We start from the raw sequence: 14,110 nt of genomic DNA, 5'->3' as shown, positions 1-14,110 counted from the left end.
GTCTCTTCCCACAGCTCTCTCTTCCATAATTTTAGATATGAACGGTAACGCTGTACTACAGTGGAGCAACCTGTGCTTGCAAGCCATACGCGACACCAGGCCTGGACCACCAATGGTAGCCCGAGCAATTGCAATTGTGCAAACATGCATCTACGATGCATGGACGGCATACGATCAGGTAGCCGTTGGTACGCGCCTCGGGGGAACATTGCGCCGACCGGCCTCCGAGCATACTCTTGCCAACAAAAAACAGGCTATCAGCTATGCTGCTTATAGCGCCCTTATCGATCTGTTTCCATCGGAAACTCCGCTATTCAATGCTTTCATGGAAAAGCAGGGCTATGATCCCAGCGATAAATCCGCTGACCCAACGACGCCGACTGGTATCGGTAATATTGCAGCAGAGGCCGTGCTGATGTTCCGGCATAATGATGGCTCAAATCAGTTGGGTGATTTGCATACAGGACCCTATTCGGACTATACAGGGTATAAGCCGCTCAACGCTCCCGATGTTATCAAGGACCCCAATCGCTGGCAGCCTTTGAGAGTTGCCAACGGGTCGGGAGGCTTCGTTGTGCAAAAGTACATTGGGCCGCAGTGGGGAAGAGTGATCCCCTTTGCGCTGACTTCTGGCTCGCAGTTTCGTCCTGCGGCCCCCCCTCAGTATCCATCCGCCGACTATTTGCAAGAGGTGAAACAGGTTATCCAGTATAGTGCTGATCTAACGGATGAGCAAAAAGTGATTGCCGAGTACTGGGCGGATGGACCCTCCTCGGAGTTGCCTCCGGGCCACTGGTGTCTGTTCGCTCATTTTGTCTCAATGCGCGACCATCATGACCTGGACAAGGATGTCAAGATGTTCTTCCTGGTGGGAAATGCAGTTTTTGATGCGGGAATCGCTTGCTGGGACGCTAAACGTGCCTACGATTCGGTACGTCCTGTGACTGCCGTTCACTACCTGTATAATGGAAAGGTTATCCAGTCGTGGAGGGGGCCATACCAGGGAACCCAGTTAATCGATGGAAAAGACTGGAAGCCGTATCAGGCACCAACCGTTGTCACACCAGCTTTTCCTGAGTACATCTCAGGCCATAGCACATTTAGTTCGGCGGCAGCCGAGGTGTTGAAACGCTTTACTGGCAGCGATACGCTGAATGCTTCGTATAAGAAGCCCGCCAATACCTCTAGTTTTGAAACTGGAGTACTGCCCGCTTCCGACATCACCCTCTCCTGGCCCACTTTCTCGGCAGCAGCAAACCAGGCCGGTCTATCACGCCGATATGGAGGTATCCATTTTGAGCGGGGAGACCTGGAGGGGAGAAAAGTAGGTCGCCTTGTTGGCACTCAGGTGTGGAACAAGGGGCAGGCATACATAAATGGAAGCGCATAGCTTGAGATATTGACACTCCCCCGGATAAATCCTGTCACGTATACACAAATATGAACGTTTGTAGAAGATCCTCAGAATGATGCGAGGGAAAGGTGTTGAAAAAAAAGCCCCTTGATGCACAATGATGTATTGTTTTCCGACTTTGGCTCTTACGAGAGTACTTGAGATCGAAAAGCGAGCAAGCTATGAACATCACACTTGCTCGCTTGTTTTAGCAAGCAAACAGTATAGTTTGCACTTACTTGATTGCTTGAAATCAGGTAGTGACTCTTGAAAGAAGTGGTAAAATAGAGATCAGGAGGACTGACCATGACAGCAACCCCATCTCTGCCAGCATGTGTATAGCTTTCCGTCATCGTCTCCCCAACCACGTAGTCTCATCGAAGCCGCTCAGAGAAGAGGAGCAACAGATGCGAAAATGAGACGCCCCTGCTCATGAAAAGCGGAAAAAGGAGGGGATGGTCGAGGTTGAGAGGGAGTGGAAGTGGGCGGAAAGGGAGTGGAAGTAGATGGAAGTGGTGCGAAAGAGATGCTGCTGGACACACAGCCCCAACCGTACAGCCGCAGAGCTGAACAGATCGGAAACGTCTCCATGGTGTTCGTCGGCCAAGCTCGGCTTCACCAGAGAGCCAGTTGCTGGAGATGCCGTTGGCTGGCTGAGAGACGACGCTCCTCGGCCAACGCTTCCTGCACCATCAGGGCGAAATAGTCCTCCAGCGGCATCGGTTGCCCTTGCAGGTGCTTGATGGGCACCATTTTGAGCAGCGTGCTTCCATGCCAGACGGCAAAGGTCCGTTCACTTGCCACGACCTGTAAGGCCACGTACTGGCCCGCGACCTGTTGACCCACATAGTAGGGGACCAGATTCACGTTCACACAGCCATCTGCTCCGACCTTTCGCACAAAGATTTGCCCCTCAAGGGTTCGCAGCCAAGCATCGGGGTCCACCATTTGCGGAAGTGGGGGCAATGGCGGTAGGGTTGGGAAGGCGACCCGTGGAGGAACGTTGCGACAAGCGCGCCCCTGGTGGGGGCGTTCCCAATTGTAATGCTGCATGAAGGTCTCGGTGACCTCTCGAACCTCTTGCAGGGTGCCTGGACACTGGATCTGGAGGCATTCCTGAGCATACGTCCGATGATACCTTTCAACAAAGGCATTTTTGTCTGGGCGATGAGGTGGACAGACGTTGGGGTGGATCCCCAAACAGAGCAACAAGCGGCGGAGGGCCGAAGGAAAATCGCGTCCACTGCTGCTTCCGACCCACCTGGGATCGCGGTCAAAGGTCATCATCGGCGGTCGGCCATATGCTCGCAAGAAACCGATCACTGCCTGCATAGCCGTTTGCGCATGGAAATCTTCCCGTGCGTGAGCACCCAGAAGGACTGAGGTCCCCACATCCAGAAAGTGACAGACCTCCACGATATGTTGCCGCTTGCCTTCCTGGCTTTCACTGCTTGGAACAGTACTCACATCCTTAAAATCCATCTGGATCTCTTCGAGAGGCTCCCTTGGCTTCAGAGGCTGCTTCTTGGGCTTGGGGCGCTCCAGAATACAGCCGTGTTTGTGCAACATCTTCCACACTGTGCGAGTCGAGCGCGGCAAGGGCACCTGCAAGGCTTGCAGCTCGGCATCACGCGCTAAGTAGTACAGCAGGGCGCGAGGTCCCGGAACCCGCTTGAGGTTCTCCGGGGGTGAGAGGCGCATCTCGACGATGCGCTCCTCCACGCGTGGGTCCCATGAGGGGTAGGGGGCAGAATGAGCGCGTGAGCGAGATATGAGCACCTGCACATCATGCGCCTCGGCCTCTCGCAAGCGTTTGCGCCATTTCTTCACCCAACTGATTGAACGACCCACCACCTGGGCGTATTGCTGCTGCGTCCAGAGAGGATAGCGGGTCAGGAGGTCTCGCAAGAGAGCGCGATCGCGCATCCATTCTTCTTCCATACTTCCATTCCTCCACCAAAGGCGTGTCGAAACCGTCTTCTCCTGGATTCTACTCCATGCTCCACGCCTTGGTTTCCCCTCCTGGCTGAGATGGACACGAAGTCGCGACCTCGCTCGGGAGACGATGACGGAAAGCTATACACATGCTGGCAGAGATGGGGTTGCTGTCATGGTCAGTCCTCCTGATCTCTATTTTACCACTTCTTTCAAGAGTCACTACCGAAAAATGGCGGCAATGTTTTACTTTTTTATTGGGTATTGTGGCAAATATATGTTCCGAATTGACAATCAGAAGGGCAATCTATTCAATTATATGGACCAACAAGCGGCAAGTATGGGTTCCGAAAGCGGCAAAGTTCTTCTTCCATTTGCAGACGAGCGGGGGTGGGACAAGTTTTTTTGCGCGAGATAGCGTCCATGAATCAAGATATTGATTTTTTCTCCTCCAAAAACACAATAAATTGTGTAGCTCTACCATAAATGTGGCGGGTGCGGCTTGTGACCTGCTGAGGCTCAAGAGACATATGAACAGGTCATGAAGCAATTTCCTCTTCAATAATGGTTTTGGCAAGTAAGTGGGCGGCAGGCGTCTACGCTGCTGGCGAGACCCTGACGCCCCTTGGCTGGTTTGGCTGTGTCTGCATCCTCGTGGGCATGATTATTGGTGAACTCCGCCTCTGGCCCCGGCGCAGCCGATCATAACAGTGCCAGCGCACAGGAACGCGAGGCCATGTATCGACAGGAACTGCTGGCCCCTTTTGAAGGCATGATGCGTATTTATGGCGGAGGGCGACGATCCACTGGCTTGGGCGAAAATGTGGACCCTGTATACGCCTGAAGATTTCGACATTATTCTATATCTTGGTTGATATCCCAGAGGTTGCCTTCGGGGTCGACAAAGATGGCTGTGCGTACCCCCCAGGGATGATCGGTGGGTGGTCGGAGGAAGGTAACACCCGCTGCTTGGAAGGTTTCATAGGTCGCATGAACATCTTCAACTCTAGAGGCTATCATGGCACGCGGGTTGCCCTCGATGTTGACTGCGTCGGGCTCAATCCCAAAAAGTTTTGCGACTCCTTCTGGTGATAGCAGGGTCAGGTAGCGGTCTTGCACCTTGAAGGTGGCAACGCCGGGATCGCTTCCTACAAAGGGGAGCTTGAGGACATCACGATAAAATACGGTGCATTTGTCCAGTTCACGCACAAAGAGCAGTATGGCGTTTATGCCGAGCTTAATCATAAAGTGTACCCTTTCTTTATTCAGCAACCAAAATCGAGGACAGAAATCAAGAACCGATCAGGCAGCCCATAATGGTTCTGCTTCATGTGCAGTAGCATGCCCAAGTTTCCCTTAATATACCAGGGTGGGACCGACCAATACTTCTCTTATCTTGCTCTTTATATAATTTCTCAAATTTAGCGCCATTTAATTTTTGGAATGACAGAATGGACCCGACGACAATGGGCATTGTGTAAATTTGAGAATTAAATGAATGCATTGTTAAAAATTTTGACAAGTAAATGGGCGGGTAAAACGAGTAAGAGCATACAAAATGTTTGCAACGTATCGCTGTTTATGGTCTATTTAGCTGTTTGCTCGTTTTACCGCTCACGTAATTGTCAAAAATTCCGCTCACGTAATTCCAAAATTTACAATATGGTAAATGACTTACCAAGTGAGCAGGTTTTGCCCTCAAACGTAAGCACTTGCCCTCAATCGTGAGCACTGGTACGAACGTACCTGGGCAAACCGCTCCACATCTGGGGTATCAGCAGAGCATGTTGTAAATAACTTGGGCGCTCCGGGCAGTCGCCGCATCCTTGTCGTCTGGATATGGGCTGATCATTGGCTAAACCAGATATGCCTGACGACGAGCCGCTGAACACAATTGATACTTCATCGCTCACGCTGGTCTCATCCTTCGTCTTCACTTGATGCTTCATACCCGTCAAGCAGCAAGGAAGAACGCGTGCGCAGCAGGCGTTCGGCCCCATTTCCCAGAGCGTGAATAACTTCCCCAGCGGGTTGCTGGCGAGTCACTAATCCGACCGCTTCTCCTGCATAAATGGAGGCCACATCGTAGTTCTTGTTCGCTATCGCCGTGGCAAGTTGTTGACGTGCTTCGCTGGCTTGCGGAAGCGTCTCGAGGCGATCATGCCATTGCTGGGTAAAGTGATTGCGCAAGGCGCGGCCAGGATACTGTTCTGGCCAGGCCAGACCCTGGGCAACGTCGAAAGCACGCGTGAGAATCGTATCCGTTTCTTGCGCCTGCAGAATCCTGACCCTGGCTTGCTCGACATGCTCGCATTCTGGTGAGGCTAACAAACAGGTTCCCACCCAGACGCCTTCGGCACCGGCTGCCAGGGCCGCTGCCACACCATGTGGAGTAGCGATCCCACCCGCCACCAGCACCGGCACCTGCACCGCATCGAGCACCGCCTGTAATAAAGGAAGCGTACTCACCTGGCCAGTGACGTGTCCTCCGGCTTCCACTCCTTGCACAACAATGAGATCAACCTTGTCTCCGACTGCCTGCACCGCTTCCGCTCGTGTGTTGACCTGGGTGGCAAGCAAAATCCCATGCTGATGCAGCCGCTCCACATAGGGAGCAGGTGAACCAAACGAGAGCGAGAGAAGGAAAGGGTGAGCTTCTATCGCGGCCTCAAGCAAGTCGGGGCGCTTTTCAATGGCCCAGGTCATCAACCCGATTCCAAAACGCCCCTGGTCTGTTCCACGTGCAATCGCCGCCTCTCGTGCGATGAGTTCGGCAGGCTCCGTACCAATGCCGATCATGCCCAGCCCCCCTGCCTCGGAAACTGCGCGTGCCAGGCGTCCGCGCCCTACCCCTACCATGGGTGCGCCGATGATAGGATAACGCAAGCCCCAGGATGTGGTCAGATAGGTATGAAGCATATTCCGCTCCTTTTCTTGCACCCTCTTGATCTTCTTAGTGCCTTCTTCTGTGTTGAAGAAGCGCTTCTACTCTTCCTCTCGCACGACCGGAGCGGGGTATTGGCCCCTCTTCTTGCGCAGTTAACGATCGTGCTTCCCGCTGATTTGTTGATTGGGGAAAGTGCTTCTCAGTGAACCTCGTGACTCTTAACGGTAACGCCGCTCTAACTCCTGAATCGGATAATCATTCGCACTCATATCGCGCCGCCGCATGAGTCCCTCTTCGTCAAATTCCCAATGTTCATTCTCATGGTGCTGGAACAAACAGTAGAGCTGGCGTGCCGTTCCCTTCCAAAGCATCCAGTGATGGCACGTTTCAACATCCGAGAAAGATACTCATCGCTTCACCGTTTGACACCAGCCCGAGTTGTAAATCTCAACATTAAGCTGATCATTTCCCAACAATATTCTGAAAAAGCTGCAAAAAAGCAAAAAAGATTCCCTAACGCCACACCATGTGGCTGTGGTTTTCCTCACCTGCCTCTTGAGATGCCCGCATCCATCAGGCTGCTGGCTGCGTGATCTGATACCCCAGACGTTTGAGACGTTGAATCAATTCGCGCTCCACCTTGCCGCGATCCCTCTGGCGGAAAAACTCCTCTCCCTTCTCTTCATAGTCTTGCCCCGTTGTCATCATCTCATAGTAGGTGACCAGGATGCTGCGTCTCACGGCTAAGGCCGCACGTTTACTTCCTTGCCGCTTTTTCAGACGACGGTAGCGTTCTCCCAGGTAGGTATGCGAGCGGCGAACGGCATGGGCGGCTTGCACCAGGGCTGTTCGCACATAGCGATTGCCTTTACGACATCGTCCACTTTGTCGTTTGCCTGCGCTTTCCTTGTGTCCCGGGCAGACTCCGGCCCACGAGCTGAGATGTTCGGCATCGGGAAAACGAGAAAGATCGGTTCCTACCTCTGCCATCAAGACGTGGATGATGTGCGAACTCACCCCATTGATCTTTTCGCAGCGTGTCATCTGTTCCTCAAAAGGGTGCAGATGCCGTTCGATTTCCCTTTCCAAATGACTGATGGCACGATCTTGCGCATCAATAAGTGTGAGTGTCAATAGCACCGAAAAATGGCCCTTCCGCACTTCTGATGAATTCTGCTCGCTTGTTTAAAGGAAAGGTTTCCTAGCATGGTATTGTCAAGTTGATGAAGCTACACACAAAAGCTGAATAGCATGATAGAATACCCTCATGAAAAAGAGCGTCTCATCTTCACCCTACAAAGGGTATCGCTTTCCGCCCGTGATTATCAGTCATTGCGTGTGGTTGTACTTCCGTTTTTCGCTCAGTTTCCGTGATGTCGAAGAGCTCATGGCAGAGCGTGGAATCGTACTCACCTACGAAACAGTCCGTCAGTGGTGCCTCAACTTCGGTCAAACATATGCTCATGAGCTGAAGCGTCGCCGCGCAAGGCCAGGAGACAAGTGGCATCTGGATGAGGTGTTTCTCAAAATTAATGGAAAGCAGCACTATCTCTGGCGTGCCGTTGACCAGCATGGCAAAATACTCGATATTCTGGTGCAGAGCCGACGAGACAAAAAAGCTGCCAAAAAGTTCTTTCGCAAGCTCTTGAAGGGACTCGAGTACGTGCCTCGTGTCATTATCACCGACAAACTCACCAGCTATGCAGCCGCCAAGAGGGAGATCATGCCGAGCGTCGAACATCGGCAGCACAAGGGCTTGAACAATCGAGCAGAAAACTCGCATCAGCCTACTCGACAACGCGAACGAACGATGCGACGTTTCACATCTCCAGGTCACGCCCAACGGTTCCTCTCGGCCTTTGGACCTATCTCCGACCATTTCCGACCGAGACGACATCGCCTCAGGGCATCGGACTATCGTGTCCTCATGCAGGAGCGCTTTGAGACCTGGAACGATATTCGCAGTGAAAACAACGCTGCATAGCAAGCATAATTCTTCAGTTCTCCCTTGCCATTTTTCTCCCAACAGACTTTTCCTCAGAACAATGCTCTCCCTCATACAATAACTTGACAATACCATCCGTTGGACAATGTGTTCTTCTCGCTCGGAAAGTGCTACTGGAGGCTGCCAATCGAAAGGTTGCATGCATCTTCTCCTTATATGTTAAGATTTTGGTAAGCTCTCTCAAACAAGAGCTGAGCAGGATGAGCCTGCTCAAGAAACACTGCTGGGGAAAGGCTCTTTTCTCCACACAGCTTGACTGATAAAGCAAGATTGTCCTTCCCCTGGCAGCCCTCCTGGGCACATCGATGATTAGAGGGTCGTTGCTTCGAGCACTCGGCATATAAGGACCCGATCCCCCCAGGAATGCTTCTCGCAAAGGAGATGGAACGATGTGGTACGTTGGTTTGGACTGGGCAGACACACATCATGACGTTGATGTCCTCGATGAAGCCGGTAAACATGTTGGAGCGCGCCGCTTTTCCCACAGCCAGGAAGGCTTGCATGACCTGAAGCAGTTTTTGTTGAGCTTTACCTCTCAACCTGAAGAACTGGCTTGCATTCTCGAAACGAATCACGGGCTGCTCATCGCTTTCCTGCTTTCGGCTGGCCTTCCCGTGTATCCAGTGAACCCGAAAACGATCAATGGGTTGCGGAAAGTAGCAGGAGGCAAGACTGATCGCATTGACGCGCGTTTGTTGGCAAAAGCGGGATACTTCAACTTGGCTGAGCTGCATCGCTTGGAACCTGATAGCCCTACCGTCCAGGAATTGAAAATGTTGACACGCGATCAGGATGCTCTGGTTCAGATGCAAACGCGCCTGGTCAACCAATTGACCGCTTGCCTCAAGGAATACTATCTGGTGGCCTTGAAGTTGTTCTCCAAGCTCCAGCAGCCTTCCACACTGCGTTTTTTGCAAGCGTACCCAACTCCCCAAGCAGCACAGTGTGCGTCGGTTGAAGAGATAACGGCTACCTTGCGTCTGGGAACGTTTCCCAACCCAGCACAGGCCGCCGCCTCGATGGTTGAGGAACTGCACCATCCTCAGTTGGTCGCCAGTGAAGTCACCGTGCGCGCTAAATCGCGGTTGATGCTGTCTCTGGTCAAACAATTGCTGGTGGTCATTGAAGACCTTGCCAGCTATGAGAAGGCGATTCAGACCCTTTTTTTGACCCATAAAGACCATGCGATCTGGAGTTCTCTTCCACGAGCAGGCAAGCGTCTGGCTCCGCGCTTGCTTGCTGAATGGGGGGATGATCGCACACGCTATGCTGATGCCAACAGTGTTCAGGAACTGGCTGGGACAGCTCCTGTCCCCTACCAAAGCGGCAATTACGCTAAGGCGCACAAACGCTTTGCCTGCGTGAAGCCCTGGCGCAATGATCTGTACCAATTCGCCTGGCAATCGACGCTCTCGGAGCCGTGGGCGGCTTCGTATTACCAACGCAAACTGGCAGAAGGCAAAACGCACAGCATGGCCCTTCGCGCTCTGGCCAATATCTGGGTGCGGATCATGTACCGGATGTGGATGAGTGAGACGTGCTATCAAGCCGAGACCTTTGAAGCCGCGAAGCTGGCTCACGCGCCTCGCCAACGTGCCGCCTGAACCCAGGCTGTCCCTTTGCGTCACACTTGGTTGGGCACGCTCAGCACTGCGAAGTTCTTTGTCAGTGCTGATATCGTGTGCTCCAACGGAGTCGCCCAAGCGGTTCCCGCCGCGTCCCTTCTGCCGACGGTGAGCCGTTCCTGCGCACCTGCCTGTTGCTCCAACGTCTGCCGCGGCCCACCACCGCGTTCCCGACTCCCGGTGTGGGTTGCTCGCTCCAGGCCACACCGAGTCAAGGCCGCGCAGGTGGTGAGAGAGTCGGGTGTGGGCGCGCTTGTCTTGGCCTTGACCGGTGTGGAAAACTTGCATCACCACACGGGAGGCAGCTTCACCTACGTTCACCTTGCTTTTTCCTTTCTTGTTTTTGGCTCTTGACATAGAGGGTCTTGCTTTCATGAGAGGCGGAGGCGTGAATGTCGAGTGCGTTCAGGCCGCTTTCTGTATGAATGGAACGAAACATAACGCTAAGGAAACTGAGAAGGAATTTCCTTCATGTTCTCCGGTTCTTCGGCTGTCGGGGGAGAAGCGCCTTTCGGGATCGCGCGGTCCTGCGTTCCACTGGCAAAGATCCAGAAGCGCATGAGGAGATACGAGAGCACCGCATTCGCGGCCACTGCCAGCAGTTTTGAGATATTGCCCCACACGATCACATTGGCCATGAAGGGAGACAGAGCCATCCCTGCGAGCCACAGGAGAGCATTGTTCGAAAGAATTTCGAGCGCCACGCTGAGGAGAAAGCGCCCTACCTCCTGGCGTGTTGGCTGCTGCTTGCGCCGAAACGTCCAGTATTTGTTCAAGAAAAAACTACTCACGGCGCCGCCGGCATACGCCACGGAGTTCTCGACCACCAGGAGTTGCATATTGTGCGTCGGAAAACGCCAGAGCAGGGCATTGAGGATCGACACATCGATGAGCGTGTTGACCCCACCCACCAGGCAGTAGCGAACAACTTGCCAGCAGGTGCCGCGCCCTCCCCCACCAGGAAAAAGAGCGCGAACCGGGCCTGGCGGGGTAGGGCGCGGCTTGCCCATACCAGGAATGTGCGGCACGTTCACGAATGTCTTCTCACATGCGCTCATGGGGCATCTTCTCTCCTTGCTGCTCAACGGGAAGCCATCGGGGCCGGGCGATCGATCTCGTCAGCAGTCTCACGAATCCTGTTCCTGAGTAATGGCGCAGGCGCAGCACGGCCAGAGCAACTTTTGGGAGGGCGAGCCTGGAATCGACGACCAGGTAGCGGCTCTCCCAGCAGGGAGCAAATTTCTGTTTGAAGCGCAAGAGCGTCTGGCGCTGCTCGAACAGCGCCAGATGCCGGGCGACAAGATCGACGAGGGACCGCCAGGGTTGGGCCATTTCCTGCCTGGTATCAGCCAGGGCGACCAGGGCCAGGCTGGCCCTGTGTGCTCCCCGTGCCCGGAAGCGTTCGAGAGCCTGGACCAGTAACAGATCCATTGCGCCAGAAGGGGCATCCGCCGTGCGGCGCATCAGATCGAGCGCCCAACCCCAGCGTTGACCGGTGCCTTCCTCGCCAGTTGCCACGCCGTAGATGGGAGTAAAGGTGACAAAAGCGCACGCCTGACCAGAGCGGGTCAGGGCGACGCCGGTCACGAGTGGCAGCGCAGGTAACGCCCCATGCGATGGGATAAGCAAGCCGATAAGCCGGTCAGCTCGTCGAGCGTGTGTCTGTATCTCAGAGCATTTTCCCGTGCTAAAGCCCGTCTCCTCTGCCTGCCGGCCTCCTTTGCTTTCGAGCCAGGCGTCGGAAATGGAGACAAGCTGCTGCATCACGGCGGCTGGTACAACGCCCTCGTACCACTGGATCTGCACTCCTTCCCGCTGCGCGTGCCGACACCGGGTGCGGACTTTGGCCAGAGCCGGGCCCTGCAAACTGAAGGTCTGGGGAAAGAGCATCGCCTCTTCCCCCATTTTGAACGCATGCAGATTGAGGACGCGATAGAGAGCCAGATAATCGGGACTTGCCTGATAGAACGCCACGCGGAGGCCTCGCGCGCGGCAAAAGGCGAGGAAGCTGCGCGTGACCGCTTCAACCGCCTGCGGCGCACACAGGGGGTCTCCGAGGGCCACTGCCACGCGATTGACCACGCGATAGGCGATCAAGCCCTGCTCCCCTGGGGCCAGGAACTGCTCGAACTCTTCCGCCAGACCAAAGAAGGCGAGCGAGTGGCTGCCATAGAGACGGAGGAGGTCCACTTCGGGATGACGAAATGGGATGCGCTGGTCCACTGGCTCGGTGTCAGCTCCTGGTGGTTGTCTGTTCATCATCGGTGCAAGTCCCTTCAGCAAAACAGGTCGGGAGCCGTGTCCTGGTGCGGATGTCGGCACGCAGGACACGGGCGCTCGTGGATCATCAGTGCAAGAGATCACAATTGTACAGGACCGCGGCACTGCCTTCGTAACTGGACGAGGAAGACTGCCACAGGCTCGGCGGCACGGTCGCGCAGTGCTGCGCCACCCAGGATCTGACAGAGTTGCTGAGCGGGTCACTGCTACCAGAACGGCCTCCTTTGAGGGCTGGTCCTTGCCACAGCAGGAAGAAGCGTACCGTCCCATTGGCAACCAGGGACTGCAGTTCAGTGATCGTGAGGGGATAGGTCGAAAAGTAGTTCAGTGGTATCACCGGTTTGTTCGTGGCGAGAATGAGGGCATTGGGGTTGGTGATGAGTGTATCGATGGCGACCAGCGCTCGCGCGTGACCCTGATGCTCCTCCAGATACCGAATCAGCACTGGATCAACGCTCGTGCTCTGGATGGTGGGACCGCCAGGACCGGCCAGGGGGAGATCCGATTCCGTCCCCTGGAGGATGGGGATGGCTGCCCAGATCGTTGGGGCAAGCAGCAGAGCGACCAGCCCGACGGCCACGGCTGGCCAGAGCAAGCGAACAGCTTTCGCTTTGCCCATCCAGCGGAAAGCGAGGCGGGCGCCGATGAGCACGCCCGCTGCCAGGAGGCACGGGATGAGAAGCAAGGGGATCAGAAACTTCCCCCACGCGGGATAATTGGTGAGAATCACGATCTGCGCAGCCGCGGTCAGCAGCAGGGCGAGCGGCAACAGCCAGCCGCGCCAGCCCCCACCACGATAGTCCCGCCACATCACGACCAGGCCAATCCCGCAGAGAGCGGCAATGGCCGGGGCCATCACGGTCACATAGTATTCGTGCCTGGGGTCTACGGCGCTGAAGATGATGCCCATGGGCAGCAACCACATGCCCCAGAGAAGCAGCGACTGCATCCTGCGATCTTCTCGTGGGCGGGGACGCCCCTGCCAGGCGAGGGCGACCAGACCCAGAAGCTCCAACGGCAACAGCCAGCCGGTCTGCCCTGCCAGGGGTTCCTCCAGGAAGAGGCGCAGGGGATCCGCATGGCAATCCGGGCAATCCCTCTGATTAGCTGTCCCCAGTCCCAGGCGCTGGAGGCCATTGTAGCCAAGCGCCAGGCTGAGCTCAGAATCATCCTGGGAAACCATATTGCCCACGTAGGGCCGCTGCGACGCCGGGGTGAGGTCCACCGCCAGCACCCAGGAGAAGGAGACCACCAGCAGCACGAGCAGGGCCAGGGCCAGGTGGAGCACGCGCTTCTTGAGGCTGGTGGGAGCAGCCAGCAGGTAGAGCAAGCCAAAGGCGGGCACCACCAGGTATGCCTCCAGCATCTTGATATTGAAGCCGATGCCGACGAAGAGGGCTGAGAAGAGCAGCCAGCGCAAACGTCCGGTCTCCGCTGCCCGCATCACGGCCCACGCCCCGAGGAGCAGGAACAGGATCAGCGTGCTATCGATGGTCTCGTTGCGATTAGTCACCACGCTGACCGGGCTGATGGCCAGCGCAAGCGCGGAAAGCAGGCCGGCCACGACGCCGAAGTGACGCCGCACCAGATAATAGAGCAGGAGCACGGACAGCACGCCGGCCAGCGCCTGGGGCAGCAGGACGCTGACCGTATTCAAGCCGAAGATTTTGGCGCTGAGGACCTGGAACCAGAACCCCACCGGGGGCTTATCCAGCGACGTGAAGCCTCCGGGATCGTAGGCGGCAAAAAAGAAATTATGCCAGTTGTCCATCATACTCAGCACAGCGGGCGGATAATACGAACCGAAGCCGTCCTGGCCCAGCTTGTAGAAGTCCAGAAGAGTTGCCAGCAGGAGGATACTTCCCAGCGCGAGTCGTTCCCAGAGCACGGGAAAGCGCTGCGCTTCCTGTGGTGCGGTCGGATGCTCAGGCCCAGCCTGAGAGTGTATCGTGGATGTCTCAGCCATAGCTCGTTTTTTTCCTTTC

12 protein-coding genes and 1 pseudogene are annotated in these 14,110 nt (G+C 55.4%); 5 read left to right on the top strand and 8 right to left on the bottom strand.

The annotated features are described in order from the left end of the window. Window positions 1–76 precede the first annotated feature (76 nt). Window positions 77–1,390, top strand: a complete 1,314-nt coding sequence (locus tag KRAC_RS41575; protein ID WP_157507781.1) for a vanadium-dependent haloperoxidase — start codon at window positions 77–79, stop codon at window positions 1,388–1,390. Window positions 1,391–2,008: 618 nt separating this feature from the next. Here the strand turns inward: KRAC_RS41575 and KRAC_RS41570 are convergent. After that, on the bottom strand, window positions 2,009–3,334 hold the full coding sequence (locus KRAC_RS41570) for an integrase core domain-containing protein (RefSeq protein ID WP_007917755.1): 1,326 nt from the start codon (window positions 3,332–3,334) through the stop codon (window positions 2,009–2,011). Between the two features lie 124 nt (window positions 3,335–3,458). On the opposite strand from KRAC_RS41570, the gene KRAC_RS72480 reads away from it, so the two are divergent. Continuing rightward, window positions 3,459–3,746, top strand: a complete 288-nt coding sequence (locus KRAC_RS72480; protein ID WP_157507779.1) for a hypothetical protein — start codon at window positions 3,459–3,461, stop codon at window positions 3,744–3,746. Window positions 3,747–3,892: 146 nt separating this feature from the next. Then, entirely contained in the window at window positions 3,893–4,036 is a 144-nt protein-coding gene (locus KRAC_RS72475; RefSeq protein ID WP_157507777.1) for a hypothetical protein, read from the top strand. Window positions 4,037–4,183: 147 nt separating this feature from the next. On the opposite strand, the gene KRAC_RS63570 is transcribed toward KRAC_RS72475, so the two are convergent. From KRAC_RS63570 to KRAC_RS41545, 4 genes and pseudogenes are all read right to left on the bottom strand, one after another. Then, a complete protein-coding gene (locus KRAC_RS63570; RefSeq protein ID WP_007917753.1) occupies window positions 4,184–4,573 on the bottom strand; it encodes a VOC family protein in 390 nt (129 codons plus the stop codon). 675 nt (window positions 4,574–5,248) lie between these two features. After that, window positions 5,249–6,247 carry an NAD(P)H-dependent flavin oxidoreductase gene (locus KRAC_RS41555; protein ID WP_007917752.1) on the bottom strand — a complete coding sequence of 333 codons (999 nt, stop codon included), beginning with the start codon at window positions 6,245–6,247 and terminating at the stop codon, window positions 5,249–5,251. Window positions 6,248–6,433: 186 nt separating this feature from the next. Then, window positions 6,434–6,538, bottom strand: a pseudogene (locus KRAC_RS67455) (DUF1348 family protein); the annotation flags it as partial. A gap of 250 nt (window positions 6,539–6,788) precedes the next feature. Further along, window positions 6,789–7,355 carry an IS110 family transposase gene (locus KRAC_RS41545; RefSeq protein WP_007917751.1) on the bottom strand — a complete coding sequence of 189 codons (567 nt, stop codon included), beginning with the start codon at window positions 7,353–7,355 and terminating at the stop codon, window positions 6,789–6,791. A 127-nt stretch (window positions 7,356–7,482) separates the two neighbouring features. Between KRAC_RS41545 and KRAC_RS41540 the strand changes: the two genes are divergently transcribed. Beyond that, window positions 7,483–8,199, top strand: coding sequence for an IS6 family transposase (locus KRAC_RS41540; RefSeq protein WP_040446944.1), 717 nt, complete (start codon window positions 7,483–7,485; stop codon window positions 8,197–8,199). A 410-nt stretch (window positions 8,200–8,609) separates the two neighbouring features. Continuing rightward, a complete protein-coding gene (locus tag KRAC_RS41535) occupies window positions 8,610–9,824 on the top strand; it encodes an IS110 family RNA-guided transposase (protein WP_007917749.1) in 1,215 nt (404 codons plus the stop codon). Between the two features lie 464 nt (window positions 9,825–10,288). Here KRAC_RS41535 and KRAC_RS63565 read toward each other — a convergent pair whose 3' ends face one another. From KRAC_RS63565 to KRAC_RS41520, 3 genes are all read right to left on the bottom strand, one after another. Then, a complete protein-coding gene (locus KRAC_RS63565) occupies window positions 10,289–10,879 on the bottom strand; it encodes a GtrA family protein (protein ID WP_244422489.1) in 591 nt (196 codons plus the stop codon). Between the two features lie 10 nt (window positions 10,880–10,889). Beyond that, entirely contained in the window at window positions 10,890–12,107 is a 1,218-nt protein-coding gene (locus tag KRAC_RS41525) for a bifunctional lysylphosphatidylglycerol flippase/synthetase MprF (RefSeq protein ID WP_007917746.1), read from the bottom strand. An 85-nt stretch (window positions 12,108–12,192) separates the two neighbouring features. After that, window positions 12,193–14,091: a glycosyltransferase family 39 protein gene (locus KRAC_RS41520; RefSeq protein ID WP_007917745.1), complete on the bottom strand. Its 1,899-nt coding sequence runs from the start codon at window positions 14,089–14,091 to the stop codon at window positions 12,193–12,195. Between the last annotated feature and the right edge of the window lie 19 nt (window positions 14,092–14,110).

Origin of the sequence: Ktedonobacter racemifer DSM 44963, from assembly GCF_000178855.1 — a bacterium.
Lineage (GTDB): Bacteria > Chloroflexota > Ktedonobacteria > Ktedonobacterales > Ktedonobacteraceae > Ktedonobacter > Ktedonobacter racemifer.
The sequence above is the reverse complement of the archived record's forward strand: the minus strand, read 5'-3'. Positions and strand labels throughout refer to the sequence as shown.

Bases quoted from the DNA above. Each gene is read 5' to 3' on its own strand.
- KRAC_RS41535 (WP_007917749.1), top strand. From the start codon at position 8,610: ATGTGGTACGTTGGTTTGGACTGGGCAGACACACATCATGACGTTGAT.
- KRAC_RS41540 (WP_040446944.1), top strand. From the start codon at position 7,483: ATGAAAAAGAGCGTCTCATCTTCACCCTACAAAGGGTATCGCTTTCCG.
- KRAC_RS41570 (WP_007917755.1), bottom strand. From the start codon at position 3,334: ATGGAAGAAGAATGGATGCGCGATCGCGCTCTCTTGCGAGACCTCCTG.
- KRAC_RS72480 (WP_157507779.1), top strand. From the start codon at position 3,459: ATGACGGAAAGCTATACACATGCTGGCAGAGATGGGGTTGCTGTCATG.
- KRAC_RS41555 (WP_007917752.1), bottom strand. From the start codon at position 6,247: ATGCTTCATACCTATCTGACCACATCCTGGGGCTTGCGTTATCCTATC.
- KRAC_RS41520 (WP_007917745.1), bottom strand. From the start codon at position 14,091: ATGGCTGAGACATCCACGATACACTCTCAGGCTGGGCCTGAGCATCCG.
- KRAC_RS41525 (WP_007917746.1), bottom strand. From the start codon at position 12,107: ATGATGAACAGACAACCACCAGGAGCTGACACCGAGCCAGTGGACCAG.
- KRAC_RS63570 (WP_007917753.1), bottom strand. From the start codon at position 4,573: ATGATTAAGCTCGGCATAAACGCCATACTGCTCTTTGTGCGTGAACTG.
- KRAC_RS72475 (WP_157507777.1), top strand. From the start codon at position 3,893: ATGGTTTTGGCAAGTAAGTGGGCGGCAGGCGTCTACGCTGCTGGCGAG.